The 15901-nt window shown below is 44.3% G+C and carries 21 protein-coding genes; 15 read left to right on the plus strand and 6 right to left on the minus strand.

What is annotated here, in order from left to right; genetic code table 11:
• Nucleotides 1–36 precede the first annotated feature (36 nt).
• Nucleotides 37–1095, plus strand: a complete 1059-nt coding sequence (gene yhbH, locus ACLIN2_RS05715) for a sporulation protein YhbH (protein ID WP_411503449.1) — start codon at nucleotides 37–39, stop codon at nucleotides 1093–1095.
• Here yhbH and ACLIN2_RS05720 read toward each other — a convergent pair.
• The 5 genes from ACLIN2_RS05720 to ACLIN2_RS05740 all read right to left on the minus strand — a co-directional run bounded on the left by ACLIN2_RS05720 (nucleotide 1092) and on the right by ACLIN2_RS05740 (nucleotide 6255).
• Nucleotides 1092–2654, minus strand: a complete 1563-nt coding sequence (locus ACLIN2_RS05720) for a recombinase family protein (RefSeq protein ID WP_411503450.1) — start codon at nucleotides 2652–2654, stop codon at nucleotides 1092–1094. The genes yhbH and ACLIN2_RS05720 overlap by 4 nt on opposite strands.
• Nucleotides 2655–2763: 109 nt before the next feature.
• The gene (locus tag ACLIN2_RS05725) at nucleotides 2764–3537 is read right to left on the minus strand and encodes a hypothetical protein (RefSeq protein WP_411503451.1); all 774 of its coding nucleotides are present in this window, start codon (nucleotides 3535–3537) and stop codon (nucleotides 2764–2766) included.
• A 318-nt stretch (nucleotides 3538–3855) separates the two neighbouring features.
• On the minus strand, nucleotides 3856–5094 hold the full coding sequence (locus ACLIN2_RS05730; RefSeq protein WP_411503452.1) for a hypothetical protein: 1239 nt from the start codon (nucleotides 5092–5094) through the stop codon (nucleotides 3856–3858).
• 22 nt (nucleotides 5095–5116) lie between these two features.
• Nucleotides 5117–5674, minus strand: coding sequence for an ImmA/IrrE family metallo-endopeptidase (locus ACLIN2_RS05735; protein ID WP_411503453.1), 558 nt, complete (start codon nucleotides 5672–5674; stop codon nucleotides 5117–5119).
• Nucleotides 5674–6255, minus strand: a complete 582-nt coding sequence (locus tag ACLIN2_RS05740) for a helix-turn-helix domain-containing protein (protein ID WP_411503454.1) — start codon at nucleotides 6253–6255, stop codon at nucleotides 5674–5676. Before ACLIN2_RS05740 ends, ACLIN2_RS05735 begins: the two co-directional genes overlap by 1 nt.
• A gap of 150 nt (nucleotides 6256–6405) precedes the next feature.
• On the opposite strand from ACLIN2_RS05740, the gene ACLIN2_RS05745 reads away from it, so the two are divergent.
• The 7 genes from ACLIN2_RS05745 (at nucleotide 6406) to ACLIN2_RS05775 (ending at nucleotide 10370) form a co-directional block, all read left to right on the plus strand.
• Nucleotides 6406–6651 carry a helix-turn-helix transcriptional regulator gene (locus ACLIN2_RS05745; RefSeq protein ID WP_411503455.1) on the plus strand — a complete coding sequence of 82 codons (246 nt, stop codon included), beginning with the start codon at nucleotides 6406–6408 and terminating at the stop codon, nucleotides 6649–6651.
• A 76-nt stretch (nucleotides 6652–6727) separates the two neighbouring features.
• Nucleotides 6728–6955, plus strand: coding sequence for a hypothetical protein (locus ACLIN2_RS05750; protein WP_411503456.1), 228 nt, complete (start codon nucleotides 6728–6730; stop codon nucleotides 6953–6955).
• 53 nt (nucleotides 6956–7008) lie between these two features.
• Nucleotides 7009–7317 (plus strand): hypothetical protein, encoded by a 309-nt coding sequence (locus ACLIN2_RS05755; RefSeq protein WP_411503457.1) that lies wholly within the window; start codon nucleotides 7009–7011, stop codon nucleotides 7315–7317.
• 90 nt (nucleotides 7318–7407) lie between these two features.
• Nucleotides 7408–8010 carry a hypothetical protein gene (locus tag ACLIN2_RS05760; protein ID WP_411503458.1) on the plus strand — a complete coding sequence of 201 codons (603 nt, stop codon included), beginning with the start codon at nucleotides 7408–7410 and terminating at the stop codon, nucleotides 8008–8010.
• A 13-nt stretch (nucleotides 8011–8023) separates the two neighbouring features.
• Nucleotides 8024–8326 (plus strand): hypothetical protein, encoded by a 303-nt coding sequence (locus ACLIN2_RS05765; protein ID WP_411503459.1) that lies wholly within the window; start codon nucleotides 8024–8026, stop codon nucleotides 8324–8326.
• 453 nt (nucleotides 8327–8779) lie between these two features.
• The gene (locus ACLIN2_RS05770; RefSeq protein WP_411503460.1) at nucleotides 8780–9679 is read left to right on the plus strand and encodes a DnaD domain-containing protein; all 900 of its coding nucleotides are present in this window, start codon (nucleotides 8780–8782) and stop codon (nucleotides 9677–9679) included.
• On the plus strand, nucleotides 9597–10370 hold the full coding sequence (locus ACLIN2_RS05775) for a DnaA ATPase domain-containing protein (RefSeq protein WP_411503461.1): 774 nt from the start codon (nucleotides 9597–9599) through the stop codon (nucleotides 10368–10370). Before ACLIN2_RS05770 ends, ACLIN2_RS05775 begins: the two co-directional genes overlap by 83 nt.
• Nucleotides 10371–10912: 542 nt before the next feature.
• Here the strand turns inward: ACLIN2_RS05775 and ACLIN2_RS05780 are convergent.
• Nucleotides 10913–11131, minus strand: a complete 219-nt coding sequence (locus tag ACLIN2_RS05780) for a hypothetical protein (protein ID WP_411503462.1) — start codon at nucleotides 11129–11131, stop codon at nucleotides 10913–10915.
• A 109-nt stretch (nucleotides 11132–11240) separates the two neighbouring features.
• On the opposite strand from ACLIN2_RS05780, the gene ACLIN2_RS05785 reads away from it, so the two are divergent.
• The 7 genes from ACLIN2_RS05785 (at nucleotide 11241) to ACLIN2_RS05815 (ending at nucleotide 15880) form a co-directional block, all read left to right on the plus strand.
• Entirely contained in the window at nucleotides 11241–12053 is an 813-nt protein-coding gene (locus ACLIN2_RS05785) for a DNA adenine methylase (protein WP_411504514.1), read from the plus strand.
• A gap of 442 nt (nucleotides 12054–12495) precedes the next feature.
• Entirely contained in the window at nucleotides 12496–12762 is a 267-nt protein-coding gene (locus ACLIN2_RS05790) for a hypothetical protein (protein ID WP_411503463.1), read from the plus strand.
• 607 nt (nucleotides 12763–13369) lie between these two features.
• Nucleotides 13370–13576, plus strand: a complete 207-nt coding sequence (locus ACLIN2_RS05795; protein ID WP_411503464.1) for an XtrA/YqaO family protein — start codon at nucleotides 13370–13372, stop codon at nucleotides 13574–13576.
• A gap of 294 nt (nucleotides 13577–13870) precedes the next feature.
• On the plus strand, nucleotides 13871–14416 hold the full coding sequence (locus ACLIN2_RS05800; RefSeq protein WP_411503465.1) for a sigma factor-like helix-turn-helix DNA-binding protein: 546 nt from the start codon (nucleotides 13871–13873) through the stop codon (nucleotides 14414–14416).
• 169 nt (nucleotides 14417–14585) lie between these two features.
• Nucleotides 14586–15185, plus strand: a complete 600-nt coding sequence (locus ACLIN2_RS05805; protein ID WP_411503466.1) for a tyrosine-type recombinase/integrase — start codon at nucleotides 14586–14588, stop codon at nucleotides 15183–15185.
• A gap of 28 nt (nucleotides 15186–15213) precedes the next feature.
• Nucleotides 15214–15573 (plus strand): HNH endonuclease signature motif containing protein, encoded by a 360-nt coding sequence (locus ACLIN2_RS05810; protein ID WP_411503467.1) that lies wholly within the window; start codon nucleotides 15214–15216, stop codon nucleotides 15571–15573.
• Nucleotides 15560–15880 carry a hypothetical protein gene (locus ACLIN2_RS05815; protein WP_411503468.1) on the plus strand — a complete coding sequence of 107 codons (321 nt, stop codon included), beginning with the start codon at nucleotides 15560–15562 and terminating at the stop codon, nucleotides 15878–15880. Before ACLIN2_RS05810 ends, ACLIN2_RS05815 begins: the two co-directional genes overlap by 14 nt.
• Nucleotides 15881–15901 lie beyond the last annotated feature (21 nt).

A 15901-nucleotide genomic window follows, 5' to 3' on the forward strand; every position in this document is an offset into this window, starting at 1 on the left:
CGGCGCAGAGTGCGCCAGTTGCTAGGAGGAGACGGCATGGAAGATGCAAAATCGTTCATTGTCTCCCGGGAAGACTGGTCGCTGCACCGCAAAGGGTACCAGGACCAAAATCGACACCAGGAAAAAGTGAAAGAAGCGATCAAGAAAAACTTGCCTGATCTCGTCAGCGAAGAAAACATCATCATGTCGAACGGTCGGGAAGTTATCAAGATCCCCATTCGCTCCCTGGATGAGTACCGGTTGCGTTTCAACTTCCAAAAAGGGAAGCACGGCGGTCAAGGTAAAGGCAACAGCAAGGTAGGAGATGTGGTCGCCAAGGACGGTGATCCAGCGCAGGGGCCAGGGAAAGGGCAGGGCGCAGGAGATCAGCCTGGTGTGGACTATTATGAGGCAGAAATCAGCGTGGAAGAACTGCAGGAAATGCTGTTCGCCGAGCTGGAGCTGCCCAACCTGCAAAAGAAAGACGAAGACCAGATCGTGATTGAGGAAACCCGGTTTAACGATGTTCGCAAAAAGGGCTTGATGGGCAACATCGATAAGAAGCGGACGCTGATCGCCGCTATCCGCCGCAACGGGCTGGCAGGCTACAACGATCTGGAACTGGGCATCACAGATGACGACTTGCGGTTTAAAACGTGGGAGGAAATCATCAAACCCCACTCCAATGCGGTCATCATCGCGATGATGGATACCTCAGGATCTATGGGGGTATTCGAGAAGTATATTGCTCGCAGCTTTTTCTTCTGGATGGTCCGCTTCCTGCGCACGAAGTATGAGAAGGTCGAGATCGTCTTCATCGCCCATCATACGGACGCAAAGGAAGTGACGGAAGATACCTTTTTCTCCAAAGGCGAGAGCGGGGGAACGATTTGTTCCTCCGCCTACAAAAAAGCGCTGGAGATCATCGATAGTCGCTACCCGCCATCCCAGTACAACATTTACCCATTCCACTTTTCTGACGGCGACAACCTCACCTCTGACAATGAGCGCTGCGTCAAGCTGGTGAAGGAGCTCATGGATCGCTGCAACATGTTTGGCTACGGAGAGGTGAATCAGTACACATGTCTAGGATACACACAAAAGGCCCCCGCCTAAATCGGGAACCTTGGGATGACTTCAATTTCAAATTGATCTTTTTTCGACCATTCTTTCTTCCGGATGAAGAGCACCTTCTCGATGATCGACTTGAGAAGGTGATTTTTTTGTTCTTGATCATCCATACTATAATAATTCTCTAAAACAGCACGGACTTTTGGAACGATCGTCTGTTGGTGCTTTCTTCTATGCAGCTCCTCGTCGATCTCACTTTGAAGACGGGAAGCTTGGGCTTCGGCTTCCTTGATCTTATCCGAAATGCTTTTATTTCGCTGGAGAAAAACTTCCTCGCTGTATATCTTTTTCTCCAACATTTCAAATGCTGTCTCTCTCATAGAGTTTAGCTCGGCAAGCTCTTTGTTGAGATGATCAATCTGTTTCTGCCTTATTACGACTATATCTTCTTGTTCAGATGTCATCGACGCAGCCACTTCTTGTTCAGAGAGGGTAGATTTCCATGCAAGGATCTCAAGAGCTTGCAGAATACGATGCTCGACAAGGGGCAGTAACACGCCTTTCTGCACACCTTGGCACCTGGGATTAATACAACGGAGCTGAGGGTTGGGCCTATCTGCTGTACGGGTCATATATAAGGCCCTCTCGCATACCCCGCACTTGATGATACCAGCTAAGGGGTTACTCAAACCCACGCCTTCTTTGGTTGGTGCTCTCCATCTGTCACGAAGAGCTGTATTGGCTTCATCAAACTGTTCTTGTGTAATTAGAGCTTCATGGGCACCTTCATGTCTTATCCACAACTCAGGAGGTACCTTTTTCTTAACCCGTTTACCATTCCGTTTCAGGTGTTTCTCTTTGCCCCAGATGATATGGCCCAAGTAAACCTCGTTTTTGATAATGTGCGATATAGTAGATTGCTCCCACAAGTCGCCCTCAGGTGGTTTTATGCCAAGGGAGTCCAAGTGTTTTACAACAGCTTGACGTCCATGACCACCTGCAATCATTTCAAATATCTTTTGAATAATAGGGGCTTCATCTGGATCCGGAATTAGCTTGAGGTTTTCATCCCGAGTATACCCGTAGGGAGGTTTTCGGGTGATAGATTTCCCATCCTTGGCAGAACGTCTTCTCCCGCCCTGCAGGCGTTTATTGATTTGTTTCAATTCTTCACGGGCGATGATAGATTTGACCCCAAAGAGCAGCTCGGCTCCTTCGGCGTTACAATCGATAACCTCTGACGGTGTAATGATAAAGGTTTCGGAGAACTTAAAAGCTCTGAAAATAGTACCAGCATCAATCATGTCCCCGCGACCAAGACGATCCAGGTCCATTACTACGACTCCTTCAACGATTCCTTCTTCAATCTGCCGTAGCATCTCCTGGGCTTCTGGTCGCTCTGAGAGGTACTCTCCAGATACGACCTCCTCAAATATCCCAATGACGTTATGTCCCTCGCGTCTGATCAGCTCCAGCAGCTCGCGGCGATGTTTCGCCAATGTATCAAATGGGGAACTGTTCTCCTGAGCTTTTCGTTCCTCTTCTACATCTTTTCTGCTTTTTCTAAGATATACAAACACATCTAAGTGACTGGGGCGGCTCATTTGATCACCTCTTTCTGATTGTACCAAGGTCTTTTGAAAGGAAGGGTACGTACGTTCTTATTAAAAAGTAAAAATATAGCCAATTCAACGAGGATTTGGCTATACTAAATTATTCTTCAATTCCATATTTCTCTGTTAGTCTTCTTTGAGCATCCTGAGACTGGTCTTCAGTCAAAATGCCATTTTTGCGAAGTTGCTCTATCCCTGAAAGTAGTCTTCTAGGATAGGATGAGCTAATACTGTCATCTAAATAGTCAGTGTAGTCATCATTAATTTCATCAATCAAATTGAAGTACTTTTGCCGAAGCAACGTATAGAAGTTTTTCGTAGTTAAAGTCTTAATTTCATCTAGAGTAAAGCCGATGACAAATTCGTTACGTGCCAAGGCTAATTTACGTCGCTTACCTTCAGCAAATTGCCAATAATTATTCTGCTTTCCTTTGCTAAATGATTTTGCAGAAGAAAACACTCCTAATTTTGCTCGTTTAGATCGAAGTAACTCAGCAAGGTCTGCGACTTCGCGGACATCAATGGATTTTTTATGGTTCTTTGACTCGCCAATAATTCTCAGACCGATATAATTATGAATAAAGGCGGGCGTGGTAGCGTCTACAAATTCAATCAAATGGTCAATTTGGTTATCTCCTTGAATCACGTTAGGACGAACCACTGCCGATTCGAATCGATCATACACAAACGTCATTAGGGATTCTAGAGCATCGCCTTTTTCCTTTTTGCTGTTAGATTCGAATGATATTTCCACAGCGTCAATCAGCTGCTGGAATTCACTTAACTCAGCAGAACTATGCATCGGTCTCCAAACTTGATTATCAGGTGCCTCATTAATATATCGATTATAAGAAATAGTGTCTTCGAAATTCATAATTCATCCTATGACCAGGGTTGCTCTTTCATTAGAAAGGCAACCCTAATATCCTCAAGGTTTAATTGAGCATTACACAAAGGACATTTACTTCCATTTTCCATAATAAAGACAGATAGGTCTTTCTTTCTTAGAAATTCGTGTGCGTGAACCATATCTTCGTCTGGATTGTTACAGAAGATCATATATTTAACTCCCAAAAAAGAGTCATACGACAGATTCATGAGAATATCTTCAACAGTTTGCTTAGGTAAATGCACTGTCCGAGATAACGATCTCGGGGAAATGATATCGTTTGGTCTAATAGAGGACAACTCTTCACTCATTTTCTGCAGCACTGGCAAGGGAAGGTTGTACTTTTTGTTTATAGCAATTAAGCTTTCGTAAAACACCGTCAACAACCTCCTTTGCAGTACTAGCAGTGGTGGTGCGTTTAAGTGAGTAATATCTTCCACTTATCGAAATTAAATAAGGAAAGGGCTTCTTAACTCCATTATCTTCGAATTTATAGTTAATGCCAAGAGCTGCAATCTCTCCATTTTCCCGCATTAAACGTAAAATGTCGCCACATTCCGCGAAAATCAATGCTTTACCTCGCGAATTAGTTTTGAATTCGGTTGTTCCTTTGTCGGATTTGTGAGAAAAAATATCAAAATCTAGTGACGAATCTTTCGCACCGTAGGCAGTTATAAGTTCATTTTCAAAAGTTCGAACTAATGCTTTCCTAATTCGTGATGCATAGCCAATATCTCTTACAAAGGCAGGATCCGTTTTAAGAAACCCTTTTACAAAGTTATTTAATCGACGTTCCTCAAATGCAGCTACCTTATCTGAAATTATGGGATTGTTGTGATGAAAATATTCTTCAGTCATTGTATGCAAGGCATCAAAGAGCCAATCAGGTTTAACAAGTTCAAAATCGCAAACAATGGTTCGGAAATCTTTAATTAGGATCCAGTGCAGGTCATCCCAATCCTTCTTTTTTTGTTCGCCTCTTATTGAGACCAAGTTTTCCGTTGGGTGCATCAAAAGAACGAAATGACGAAGTGAGTAATCCATAATTACGTATGATAAATAAACATCATCCTTCAGAACGACAGAATTTATTTCGCTTTCCTGTTCTTTTACTTCAATTTGAGCAGGTGACGCAAAGGAAAAAACAATCTGTTGCTTATCTGTATCTTGTATAACTTGAACAAGTGTTGTTTTATTTAAATCGCCCGCACGAATATTATATAAGTGTTCTTTTGCACTAAGGGCTTTTTGATACACTTTGTCCATAGGGTTCTGTTCAAAGAATAGTGAATCCTTGGGATGGTAAATAAATAGCATATTATTTCCTTCAAGGTGAAGATTGGGTAACCAAAGCATGAATTCATCAAAGGGAATACATCCAGTCATCAATTGATCCAAAACATTTTGTCTAAAGTCCTTTAAAGATCTACCAGCTTTTACTTCGTACTTCAGTTTCATTTTGTTTAATTCGTGACCATCTGATTTATCTAAAAAGAACAACAAGTTGGCTTGTTGTTGCTCATCTAAGTCAGTAAAGCTCATGATTTCCCCCTGTATTCATTTTTTATTTTTCCAACCACTTAATATATCCAAACCCACCCTTTGACCGCGCAACAGCATCCGCCTTCTCCGGGAAGATCAAGGATAAGCGATAATACACAAACTCTTCAGACACAAGAAACTCGTTTGCCATACTTGTGATGTCCACAGGTTGGTCATATGAAACGACAACTTCCTGCAGCATGTTCATAGGCATGAATAGGTATGCAGAGAAGTTCTTGGCCTGCCGCTCTTGATGAGCGTGTATCTCCTTGGTCGTTTGCATCTGACTGATTGTATGGAGGTAAAGATGCGCGAATTCTTCTCCTAGCAATTCCTTGTACTTGATATAATTGGTACCTTTAGGTATATAAATAAACCCTTTCCGAAAACCAGTACAAACAGAGTACGTCAGGTTTTGTTCCGGAGAGGGTTTTATTTTGATCTTGTAGTATGCGCAAATCTCTTGGATGTCGATCTGATCCGGATACTTGTAGTTGAACTTGTTGAGGACGTTATTCGCGCGTTCCTCCATCATGTTGTAGCTGTACTGGTAAGGGAGAACATTTGCGAGTTTCACCATCAATCTTCTGGCTCCTCATCGTTGTCGTTTTCAATATCTGATTGTATGAACTCCCACATTTTAATAACTTTTTTGAGTTTTGCAGGGTCGGAAGCCAGGTCATTGAAGAAGACTGGATATTTTTTCATTTGATTCAATACTTGGAGATCATCTAAAGATAATTCTTTGAGAATTTTAATTAATACTGGGTGCAAGAGACTAGGGCCATCATATTCGTTTTCAGGTACATCATCAAAAATCTCTTTTTGCACGTTTCTAGGCAAGTGCTGAAGGACAAGACCGTAGGGGATGATTTTCTCTTCAGTAAGACGTTTTAGAGTGTTTTCGTCCCATCTTGTAGTAACTTCATCAATATTATCTGGTGCAAATCCTGCGAGTAATAATAAATCGTCCTTGTTAGCGCCTTTTAGTGCTTCAGCTAATGAAACGACAGTTTCTCTAGAAGGACTAAATCTTCCCTTTTCAATAGAGCTGATAAAAGAATAACTCACTCCTGATCTTGCTGCTAAATCGCGTAGGGAGTAGTCGTTTTTAAGTCTGAGTTCCTTAATTTTCAGCCCAAACTCAACGGTATCTTTCATATATATCACCTGACTCTATTTTAAATGTTGCGCGCTACAAAACACAATAACTACAGAAAAGATGTTTCGGATTACAAAACATGTGTTGACATTATAAACAGGCAGAGTTATCATTTGTTTAGAACTTCAAAACATATGGAGGTGAATATCTTGAGCAAGGCTGTTTTGGGTAATAACATCGCAAGCATTAGAAAACGGAAAAAAATAACCCAGCAAGAGCTTGCAGATGCCATTGGCATGGAGCGCACATCACTCTCTCAAATTGAAACTGGCCGATATTGCCCGAGGGCAGAAACAATGAAGAAAATCTCTGATTATCTTAAAGAGCCATTAGGAGAAATTTTTTTTAACCCAAGTGTTTTGAATGTCGAAACAACAAGGCAAAAACCAGCCTGAAAGGAGCTGATCCAAAATGAATAAGGTTGTCCCACTTCACCAACCGCATACCCATAGAACAAGGGGTGATGTGGGTATGGAACAAGATCGCGATACGTTGAAGCGCCCAACATTTGAAACACAAATCGGCAACACAACTATCAAGATTCGCTCGGCACTTCCGTTTATGACCCCGGACGAGCAGGAGCGCTGGTGGATTGAAAACGACTCTTTGCCGGAGGTTCAAAGATTTAAGAAAGCTCGGATCGCTGCACTGATTCACGTGGCAAAAGCTGAAGCATCGCGAGAAAACGATTCTGCGTAACACCGGGAAACCGGTGTCTTGATGGACAAGCCCACATAACGGAGGTGGAATCTATGGCAGTATCAATTCCTCAAGAACTACTCCGAAGCCGTCACTGGCGCGGCATGATCTTCTTGTTTCAAAACCACTCTAAGCTCCAGCGTTACTTCAACACGAAATACTTTGATCTAGATGCAGAGCGGGTAAAGGTCCAAGCTCTAAAAAAGGAAGCAAAGCCTTGGTCTGACAGTGAAAAATTCATGTTAGCTCTTGCTCTTCATCTGTTCAATGATGCGAACAAAGTTGACCTCGGTCAAATGGACTATCTGGACCCAAACAACACCAGAATGGTGCTGAAAGCAATTGAACTTCGGTATTTGTAAAAGGGATGCCCCCTCAGGGATCCGAGGGAGTTGAAAGATGAGCACATCCATATTTTACCTTCCGTTGAAAACTGAAAGGAGAGAGAACACATGGCGAACAGAGCGTTTTCCATGAGAAATTTCGGAGAATACTTGCGACATTATCGGGTGAATAATTCAGATCCGAATATGAGAACACAAATTCAAGTCGCTGAACGTCTTCGAATAGATCCCAAAAAAGTTTCCAAAGTTGAATGCGGGGATATCGAACCGGACATTGCCCTTGCAGCAGAGTGGTGCATAGCGCTTGAGTGGTACGAAGGATGCGATCTTCTGTCACACGCGTATGGTCTCGATCCACTGGGCCTAGTGCCCGTTGATCCAGCTCTGAACCAAAACGTCTCGGAAACACTACATAATCTGCGCAGACAACTTAGGCAGGCACTAGCAGCAGTAGAAGAGCTGATTGATGATGAGCCAGTTTCAAATCGAGCAGCGATGAGAGGGACCTACCAGCTGACAACAGAAGCTAAGCACCACATCAAAGAGGTAGCCGATGTGATCCCAGCCATAAAGTCATATCTCTATGCAGCAGATCGTGAAGACAGAGCAGAAATGCGGGAGATCGGGCAGATGTGGAACGTCGAAGCTCTGACCGAGCAGGTAGCAATGCCGAGGATTGATGAACTTGCACCAGTCTTAGTGGTTCGATAAGGAGGGAAAATTCATGACATTGAAACAGTATGGTTATGCGGTACAAGCTTTGACTGAAAAAGAACGCTTGGTCAGAAAACGCGGGGATGAACAATTGGCGGAAAACTATAAAGCTGCACTCAAAAAACTCATGAATTCAAGACACACTGTTGGTTTTTTGAATGGGCTTGAAGAAGAACATCTACAGCTGATAGTGCAAGCTCTGGAAGACACAGCGGATCGTCGTCAGATATGGGCTACGACATTCGATGCGGTGAAGATGCGAGAAACAGCAAAGGTAGTGAAGGAAGCGCGTTACCAGGAGGGGATAGCGTGAAGCATCCATATAGGCTGATAAAGGATGGAAGGTATCGGGGCACTCTTTGCAAGGGCTGGGAGATTCGCAAGTTCCTGATAAATGAAAAAACCTCTCGCGGTAACGAGAGGCGATTAATAGGCTAATGAAATCATACCACATTGTTTGATAAGTGGACAAGCAGTAACGCGTGGCCTCGGCTCCGCGTGGAAGCTCCAGAGAATGCACTGGGTCATCCACGGGTGGTCGATACCATCTATACATATGACGAGGTCTGTACGGGCAGTTGAAGGGCTGTAGTGCTGGCAGATGAGGGTAGGGCTGTCAGTGGTCTCGTGACGAGAGGAGGGAGCGGTGCGCAGTTAGGAAATTAAAAAGACCCCGCGTAGCCGCGCGGAGCCTTAGCAAAAGATTATTACAAATAGATTAGCGGAAATCCAAACAAAATTCAAGCGGAGGAGGGTGTAAAGGAAAATGAGCAAGTTACTACTAGATGATCAGCCTCTTTTCGTTTTGCCTTCACTGGCAAAGGTAATTGGGCTGAATGAATCGATCTTCCTCCAGCAGCTCCACTACTGGCTAGAAAGAAGTGCTCACAATATCGACGGGAGAAAATGGGTGTACAACACGATCCAGAAGTGGCAGGAGCAGTTTCCTTTCTGGGGATATAATACGATTCGCCGCATAGTTGAGAAACTGGAGAAAGGCGGCGTGATTTTAACTGGTAACTATAATCAGAGCAAGATCGACAAGACAACCTGGTATTCCATCGATTATGAAAAGCTGGACGAGTTGACGAGAGCCCAATCTGGGCAAATCGATTGTGAAAATTCGCAATCGACAGCCCAAGTTGGGCAGATGGAGAGCCCAGATCGGGTAGATGGAGAGCCCAATGTGGGCAAAGCAATACCAGAGATTACTACAGAGATTACTACAGAGATAAAAGCTGATGATGAAGAGGATAAGCGCGCGAGTAAACCTGATCCATTTTTCATCTACCAGCAGGAAATTGGAGTCGTGTCTCCGTTTATCGCAGAAGACATTTCAAAGTGGATTGAAGAAAATCACTTTGATCAGCCACATGAGATCATCACAGAGGCCATTAAAGTGGCTGTTATGAATGGGGCACCGAAATGGAAGTACGTTACGACTGTTCTCAATGACTGGACGAAGCGAGGTCTTCGGACGCTTGCCCAGGTGAATGCATACCAGATTGAAGTTGATAATCAGCGGGAAAGAGGTGAAACCAAGCGTGAAAAAGGCAGTGCAGTCAGAAGAGGAGCTGATCCAAATGTTCCATCAGCTTCGATCACGAATGGTCGGACAGGCTGGATCAACAAACCTGGAGGATCAAGCGGACCAGAAAAAGTTTGATTGCCCTCGATGCAAAGATAAAGAGGGGTATCTGGTTTCGGGTGATGATGGATACGAATACTGGCGATATTGCGAATGTCGTGAAAGACGGAAAATCGAACGCCTGTTTAAATCAAGTCATATCACGCCTGCTTTTCAAAAGCTTGGTTTCAAGAATTTCAGGCTGGATGGTATGCCTCAGCCGATAGTGGATGCTTACAATTGCGCCGTTACATACTACAGAAATTTTCAGGACAATCGAGAATCACGGCACAATAGTATTGCTCTTTTGGGTGAACCGGGAGCAGGGAAAACGCACCTCTTGATGGCCGTAAGTAATTGTCTGATCAGCCAAGGAGTAGGAGTCACTTACTTCCCATGGGTTGAGGGATTTAACGAATTGAAGGACAACCTTGATCATCTTGATGACCGAATTCAAAAGCTTCAGAATGCCCCGGTACTGTTCATTGACGATCTGTATAAAGGCAGGGCAAAGCCTACTGAGTTTCAGCTTGAGCAGCTGTTCGCAATCGTTAATTTTCGGTATCTCAACAATTTACCTCTGCTGGTTTCATCTGAGCGTGAAGTGGACGAGCTGTGCAAGATCGATAAGGCGATTGGTTCTCGGATCTACGAAATGGCTCGCGACTATACCGTGATTTTGAATGGGATGGAGCTTAATTATCGCATTCATGGCGGAGCTACTGGTTGATGGCAAGAGGTAGAAAAAAGGCGGATATTCGCGAAGCGCCTGCAGAAAAACGATCCGGCAGATGCGGAAATTGCGGACAGGGATGCTTTACTCTAGCTTTGCACAAAGGTGTGTTATACCGCAAATGCAAGACGTGCGCAGAAGTTTTTGATGTAGACGTAATGGTTTTAGTCAGAAAGGGAGTTGAGGTTAAAAGTGAGTCAGCCTTGGAAGCGATTGTCTAATATGGAACTACAAACCCTTAGATCACTTTTGTTTCAAGAATCACCGGAAGGGATATGTGCGGAGCAAGCTCAGCGCTTAATGAACGAACGGGATGCATTAGAACATGCGCTAACATGGGCAAATGACGGTGTTCGGGCAAAGAATGAGTTTTTGACCATGCTGGAGATTTGCACTGAGCTGCGAGAAGAGGTCGTGGGATTAAAACAGAGATTAGCTCAGTATGAGCAGCCAGTGAATTGGGGGGAAATAGCGTGACATCTGAACAATGGCTGGAATGGCAAAAACAAGTAATCCGTGAGGAGTTGGAGGAACTGGGGCTACTGAGGGTATCGTAGCCCGTGTCCACCAAAAAGCTCGCGAACATGGTTGTAGACTCGAACGTGCATGTCTGGGAAGACAATCGCGACCTCACCTTCTTCAAGCGACAGCTTTTCTGAGGTCTGTTCGATAACGAATGGTATTTCCATAGAGGTCAGAGTTTCTTTCAGGTAACTGATCTCTGACCAGGGGACTGAATAATAAAAAGACTTTTCCATACGATCACTCCTTTGCCCAATCATACCGCAGGGGAGTGGGACAAAAAAGTGGGCACACAAGCTCAATTATGTTAAATAGGCATCCAGAAGGGAGGCTTTCGGGGTGAAAATGCCACGAATCCTGCACTATCCAGGCAGCAAATGGAATACCGCGCAATGGATTATTGAAAACATGCCAGCGCACGAGACATATCTTGAACCTTACTTCGGTAGCGGCGCAGTCCTATTTAACAAGCCGCGGTCTCCAATTGAAACAGTGAACGACCTGGACGATGACATAGTTAATCTGTTTGAGGTCATTCGGGATAGGAAAGCGGATCTGGCTGACTTGGTACGTTGGACACCGTACTCCCGAGAGGAATATAACCGTGCTTATGAATACACAGATGACGACTTAGAGAGAGCTCGCAGATTCTTGGCGAGATGTTGGATGGCCAGATGGGTAAAAACCACTCGAAAAACGGATTGGCGTCATGTAATCGACTTTGCAGCACGTCCATCCTCACCCGCAATTGAATGGACGACCTTGCCGGATAAAATCATTGCTGCAGCAGAGCGCCTTAGTGGGGTGCAGATTGAGAAACAATCAGCTGTGAAGGTGATAGCAAGGCATCGACGTCCCAATGTGTTGATTTACTGCGATCCGCCTTACCTGTTAGATACCAGACGCGGCCCAATGTACAAGCATGAAATGACAGTAGACGATCATGTAGAGCTCCTAGAGGTTTTGGAAAAGCATACGGGTCCAGCAATCATATCCGGTTACGCTCATCGACTGTACGATGAAAAGCTGCGGAAATGGGAACGCAAGACTATAGGCGTAACCGCAGAGGCTGGGGTAAGAAGAACGGAAGTAATTTGGATCAATCCAATAGCGGCAGAACATGGACAGCAAACAATCTTCTCGCTGCCGGGGATTTAACACAATGTGTATGCTGATCAACTGCCAGTTCCATTGGGAAGTGGATGCTCGGAACTGTCTAACAGTAGATGTCAATTTGCTCCGTCACATGATATGTTCCTTCACTGGATGAGGGAAAAATTTTATAAACACTAGCACTCTCTTCAAGCGTGTCTACTATGCATTGTTTATGGTTGTCCAAGAACATTCGGGAATTAGAAGGACCATAAATAAAATACAAGTTATCTCCAACCCATCCTGCCTCTGAAACGATTGTACTTAAGCAGTAACAGCTTTGAGCATAATGGAACCATATCTTAATACGACGGTTACTTGCCTCTTGGATGATCACGTCGAAAAGCTGGATAGCGTTCATAAAATTACTCCTTTTTATTAACAAACTACTTGAAGCGAAAAAAAATGTAAACATTTACTTTTCATAATAGTTAGGGAGGAAAGAACGATGAGATTCTTTGAAATCCATACGCCATATTACGCGTTGTTGAAAGCTGAGACCCAACAGGATGCCATTGCAACTTATGCAAAATACGTAGCAGAGGACGATGGAACGCTGCAGGAAGAAATTCGTGAAGTTGATAGGGATTACGCCCTTGTTTCATTCAGTCGTGGAGCCACAGATGACGGCGAAGAGGTTTCAATCCTGGAAATACTTACAGACTTCCAAAGCGAAGAAAGCTCGGTTTTGCTTATCGGTAGAGACGTTCTGTAAATCGAAAAATGGGAGGCTTCAAATGTACTCTGCAGGTGTAAACGGAGCGGTCATTCTGATTTGGACCGTAGTCGGAATTGTGGTTGGAGCTGCTGTTGGGCTGGGAGCGCTGATCTATCATTGGGCAGCTTAACACTTCGGTAATTGTAGAAAGGGGTGCATCTGGATTAATGAAAAGTAGAGGCATTTTCTTTGAAGAACGGGACAAAAGAATGCGTCGGCTACAGCGGTTTTTCTGGATTTTTTTTTCATTCGTTTTATTTCTCATCTTGGCGAGTTGGGCTGCTTATGCATACATTGCCCTCTACATTTTGGACAACCCCGATATCGTCGGTAATTGGATTGGCAAACTGACCAGCGGAATATCTGGTAATTAACAAAACATTACGGGAGTAAAACTGGCTGTCATTATTTCCTGAATATAGCTTTTCCGACAATATACAAGATAATGATAGTCCCAATAACCAGATAAGCCTTTGCGTCATCCGGAAGAATATTAATTTGATACATGCATGATCCTCCTAAAAAGAAAAGCCCCCAGTTGGGAGCAAATGTGTGTTCGGAATAACCACATTATACCATGGGCAAAGACGAGGGGGAACGAAAGATGAGCACACGCACAAAAGAACTTCAATTTGACATTGAATCCATGACAATCACTATACCAGTTGGTAAGGAGCCTTGCATGATCCTAGTAGATCCCCGACAGGGGAAAGTAAAGCAAGTTTCACTGGTAGAACATGGAGAAACCGTGGTAAAATCAAGCCAGGGAAAGATTTCCAAGGTTGATTACCGCGAAAGCGAATTATTTTAATACAAGCCTGATACCGAGATACGGGAGGGCGTCAGATTCACACCTATGCAAGGGTGTGTTCTGGCGCCCTTTTTGTTTTGTCCAAAAGGGGGATAAGCGAGTGGCAAGGGTAAGGGATATCCTTCATGCGAAGACGCAACGGAACAAGAAGGCAAGCATCAAACCGGAGAAATGCAGGAACGCGGAGCAGTTTACAACTGATGAGTTTCGACGCCTTATGGGTGATGTTGGACCACGCCAGTTCTTAAAAGATCGGGGAAGCCGCAGATAAATAAAAACCCGAGGGGGATTAGCATGAGTGAATGGTCAACCATGGAAGAGTTGTTGGAAGAATACAAACAGACAAGAAATAAACTTCGATACAAATACAGCAAGTTGTCGGCTGCTGTAGTAACGGGATCTGATGAAGCGGATGCTTCTTTGATGGGTTATTACTCCGACATGATCGGTGATCTTGATTATGTGATTACCTGGATGGAGACAGGAAAGCGGCCAGGCAATAAAAGAGGGATTGAAAGGTTGGCTGTTTACCAAAGAACTGTCACTATGGACCCAATTATATTGCAATCATACGTAAATCGAACGGTCGCCGGTGGACCTTCCAATATCACTGATAGCCAGCGCGAATTAATCGGAGAGGCACTATCTTGTCTTACGGATCGGGAAAAAGATTGTTATGTGATGGCGCATGGTCAAGGATTTTCACAATATGACATTGCAAGAATGCTTGGGTTATCCCGAGGAACAGTGGACACCTACATTCGACGTGCTCAAGAGAAAATCTCAAAGAAGCTGAACTTAAAAAAACCGGAATACAGCCTATCCAAAAAAGTTGGATAAGGCTTATTTTTTTGTCTGCCAAATGCCACTAATAAGTGAACAGAAAAATTTGATTCAAAGAGATTCTGTAAGATTGTGATTCAGACCAATAGCGCCAAGCGCTGAAAAGCAATTTTATCTCGCTTGTGAAGAGGTCGAAAAATCTGACGAAACGAGAGGGGTGAACAAAGTGGAAACCGTACAACCATTTCGAGATCGACAACAGATCAAGACGATGAAAATTCTGCTTGGTCATCAGAAAAAGCGGGACAAGCTTCTTTTCGTTCTCGGTCTGAACAGTGGCCTACGGATCAGCGATATCTTACTCATGAACATTCGAGATGTAATTGATAAGCGGGGCAGACCGGTCAAACAATACGAATTGATCGAGCAGAAGACGCAGAAGAGAACGAAACGGAAAAAGAAGCTCATTGAGTTTAGCGAGGATATACGCAATGCCATTTCTGAATATCTGGCAGAGTTGGATGTAGTTGAGTTAGACAGACCATTGTTCTCCAGCCAAAAGCGGGACAAGGATGGTAACTACAAGCCAATCTCAAGGCAGCATGCTTGGGCAATATTGAACCGAGTGGCAAGACAGATTGGAATTGAGGACAGGATTGGGTGCCATTCCATGCGAAAAAGCTTTGGGTACCATGCTTATCTTGCTGGTGTGCCGCTGGAATATCTGATGCAAATCTTCAATCACTCGGATAAACGGATCACGTTGGACTACATCGGCATCACACAGGATGCATTGAACGAAGTCTACAGGACCGTTCGCTTGTAACGAAGGAAGTGCAGGTGGTGAAGGTAGGGTGGCGTTGAAAAAGTTTTGTCGGAAGCGGGGATGTTCAAAGCTGACAGATGAGGGGTATTGTGAGGATCACAAGAACCAAGCCCAACAATACAACCAGGAGCGGGGAACGGCAGCACAACGAGGATATGACGCGAGGTGGAGAAAAGCGAGGGCGAGATATCTCCGCGAGAATCCGTTGTGCAAGGTTTGCTGGGATAAAGGGAAAGTAACAGCAGCAACGGTTGTTGACCACATCACTCCTCATAAGGGTAATGTGGTTTTGTTTTGGGATGAGAAGAACTGGCAGGGGCTTTGTTCCTCTTGCCATAGCAGGAAGACAGCTAAAGAAGATGGAGGGTTTGGGAATGGACGAAGCTAATCAATGCATTGGTTGTGGGTGCGTGATGAAGGCTGGGCCTAAAATCATCTGCGATAAATGTTGTAAGCCAAGGATAAGCACAGCCGTAGGCGATCTAACTGTTAAAGTTGAAATTGCTTCATGGTATACGTCTCTCACGAATAACTTGATGGAGGCAATCGTAAAGACAGCACATGAGGGCATGCCCGAACATGCTGCTCATCAAGTGATGAAGGCAGCTTTGACAGCAGTCATACCAGACGCTATCCAAGTTGAAAAAGGCTGGGATACCCCCCACCCTTTGAAATCTAGGGCAAACATGCAGTAGACCGCGTGCCCCCTTAATCGC

The sequence above is a fragment of the Brevibacillus centrosporus genome, from assembly GCF_046622605.1.
In the GTDB taxonomy this organism is placed as follows: domain Bacteria; phylum Bacillota; class Bacilli; order Brevibacillales; family Brevibacillaceae; genus Brevibacillus; species Brevibacillus centrosporus.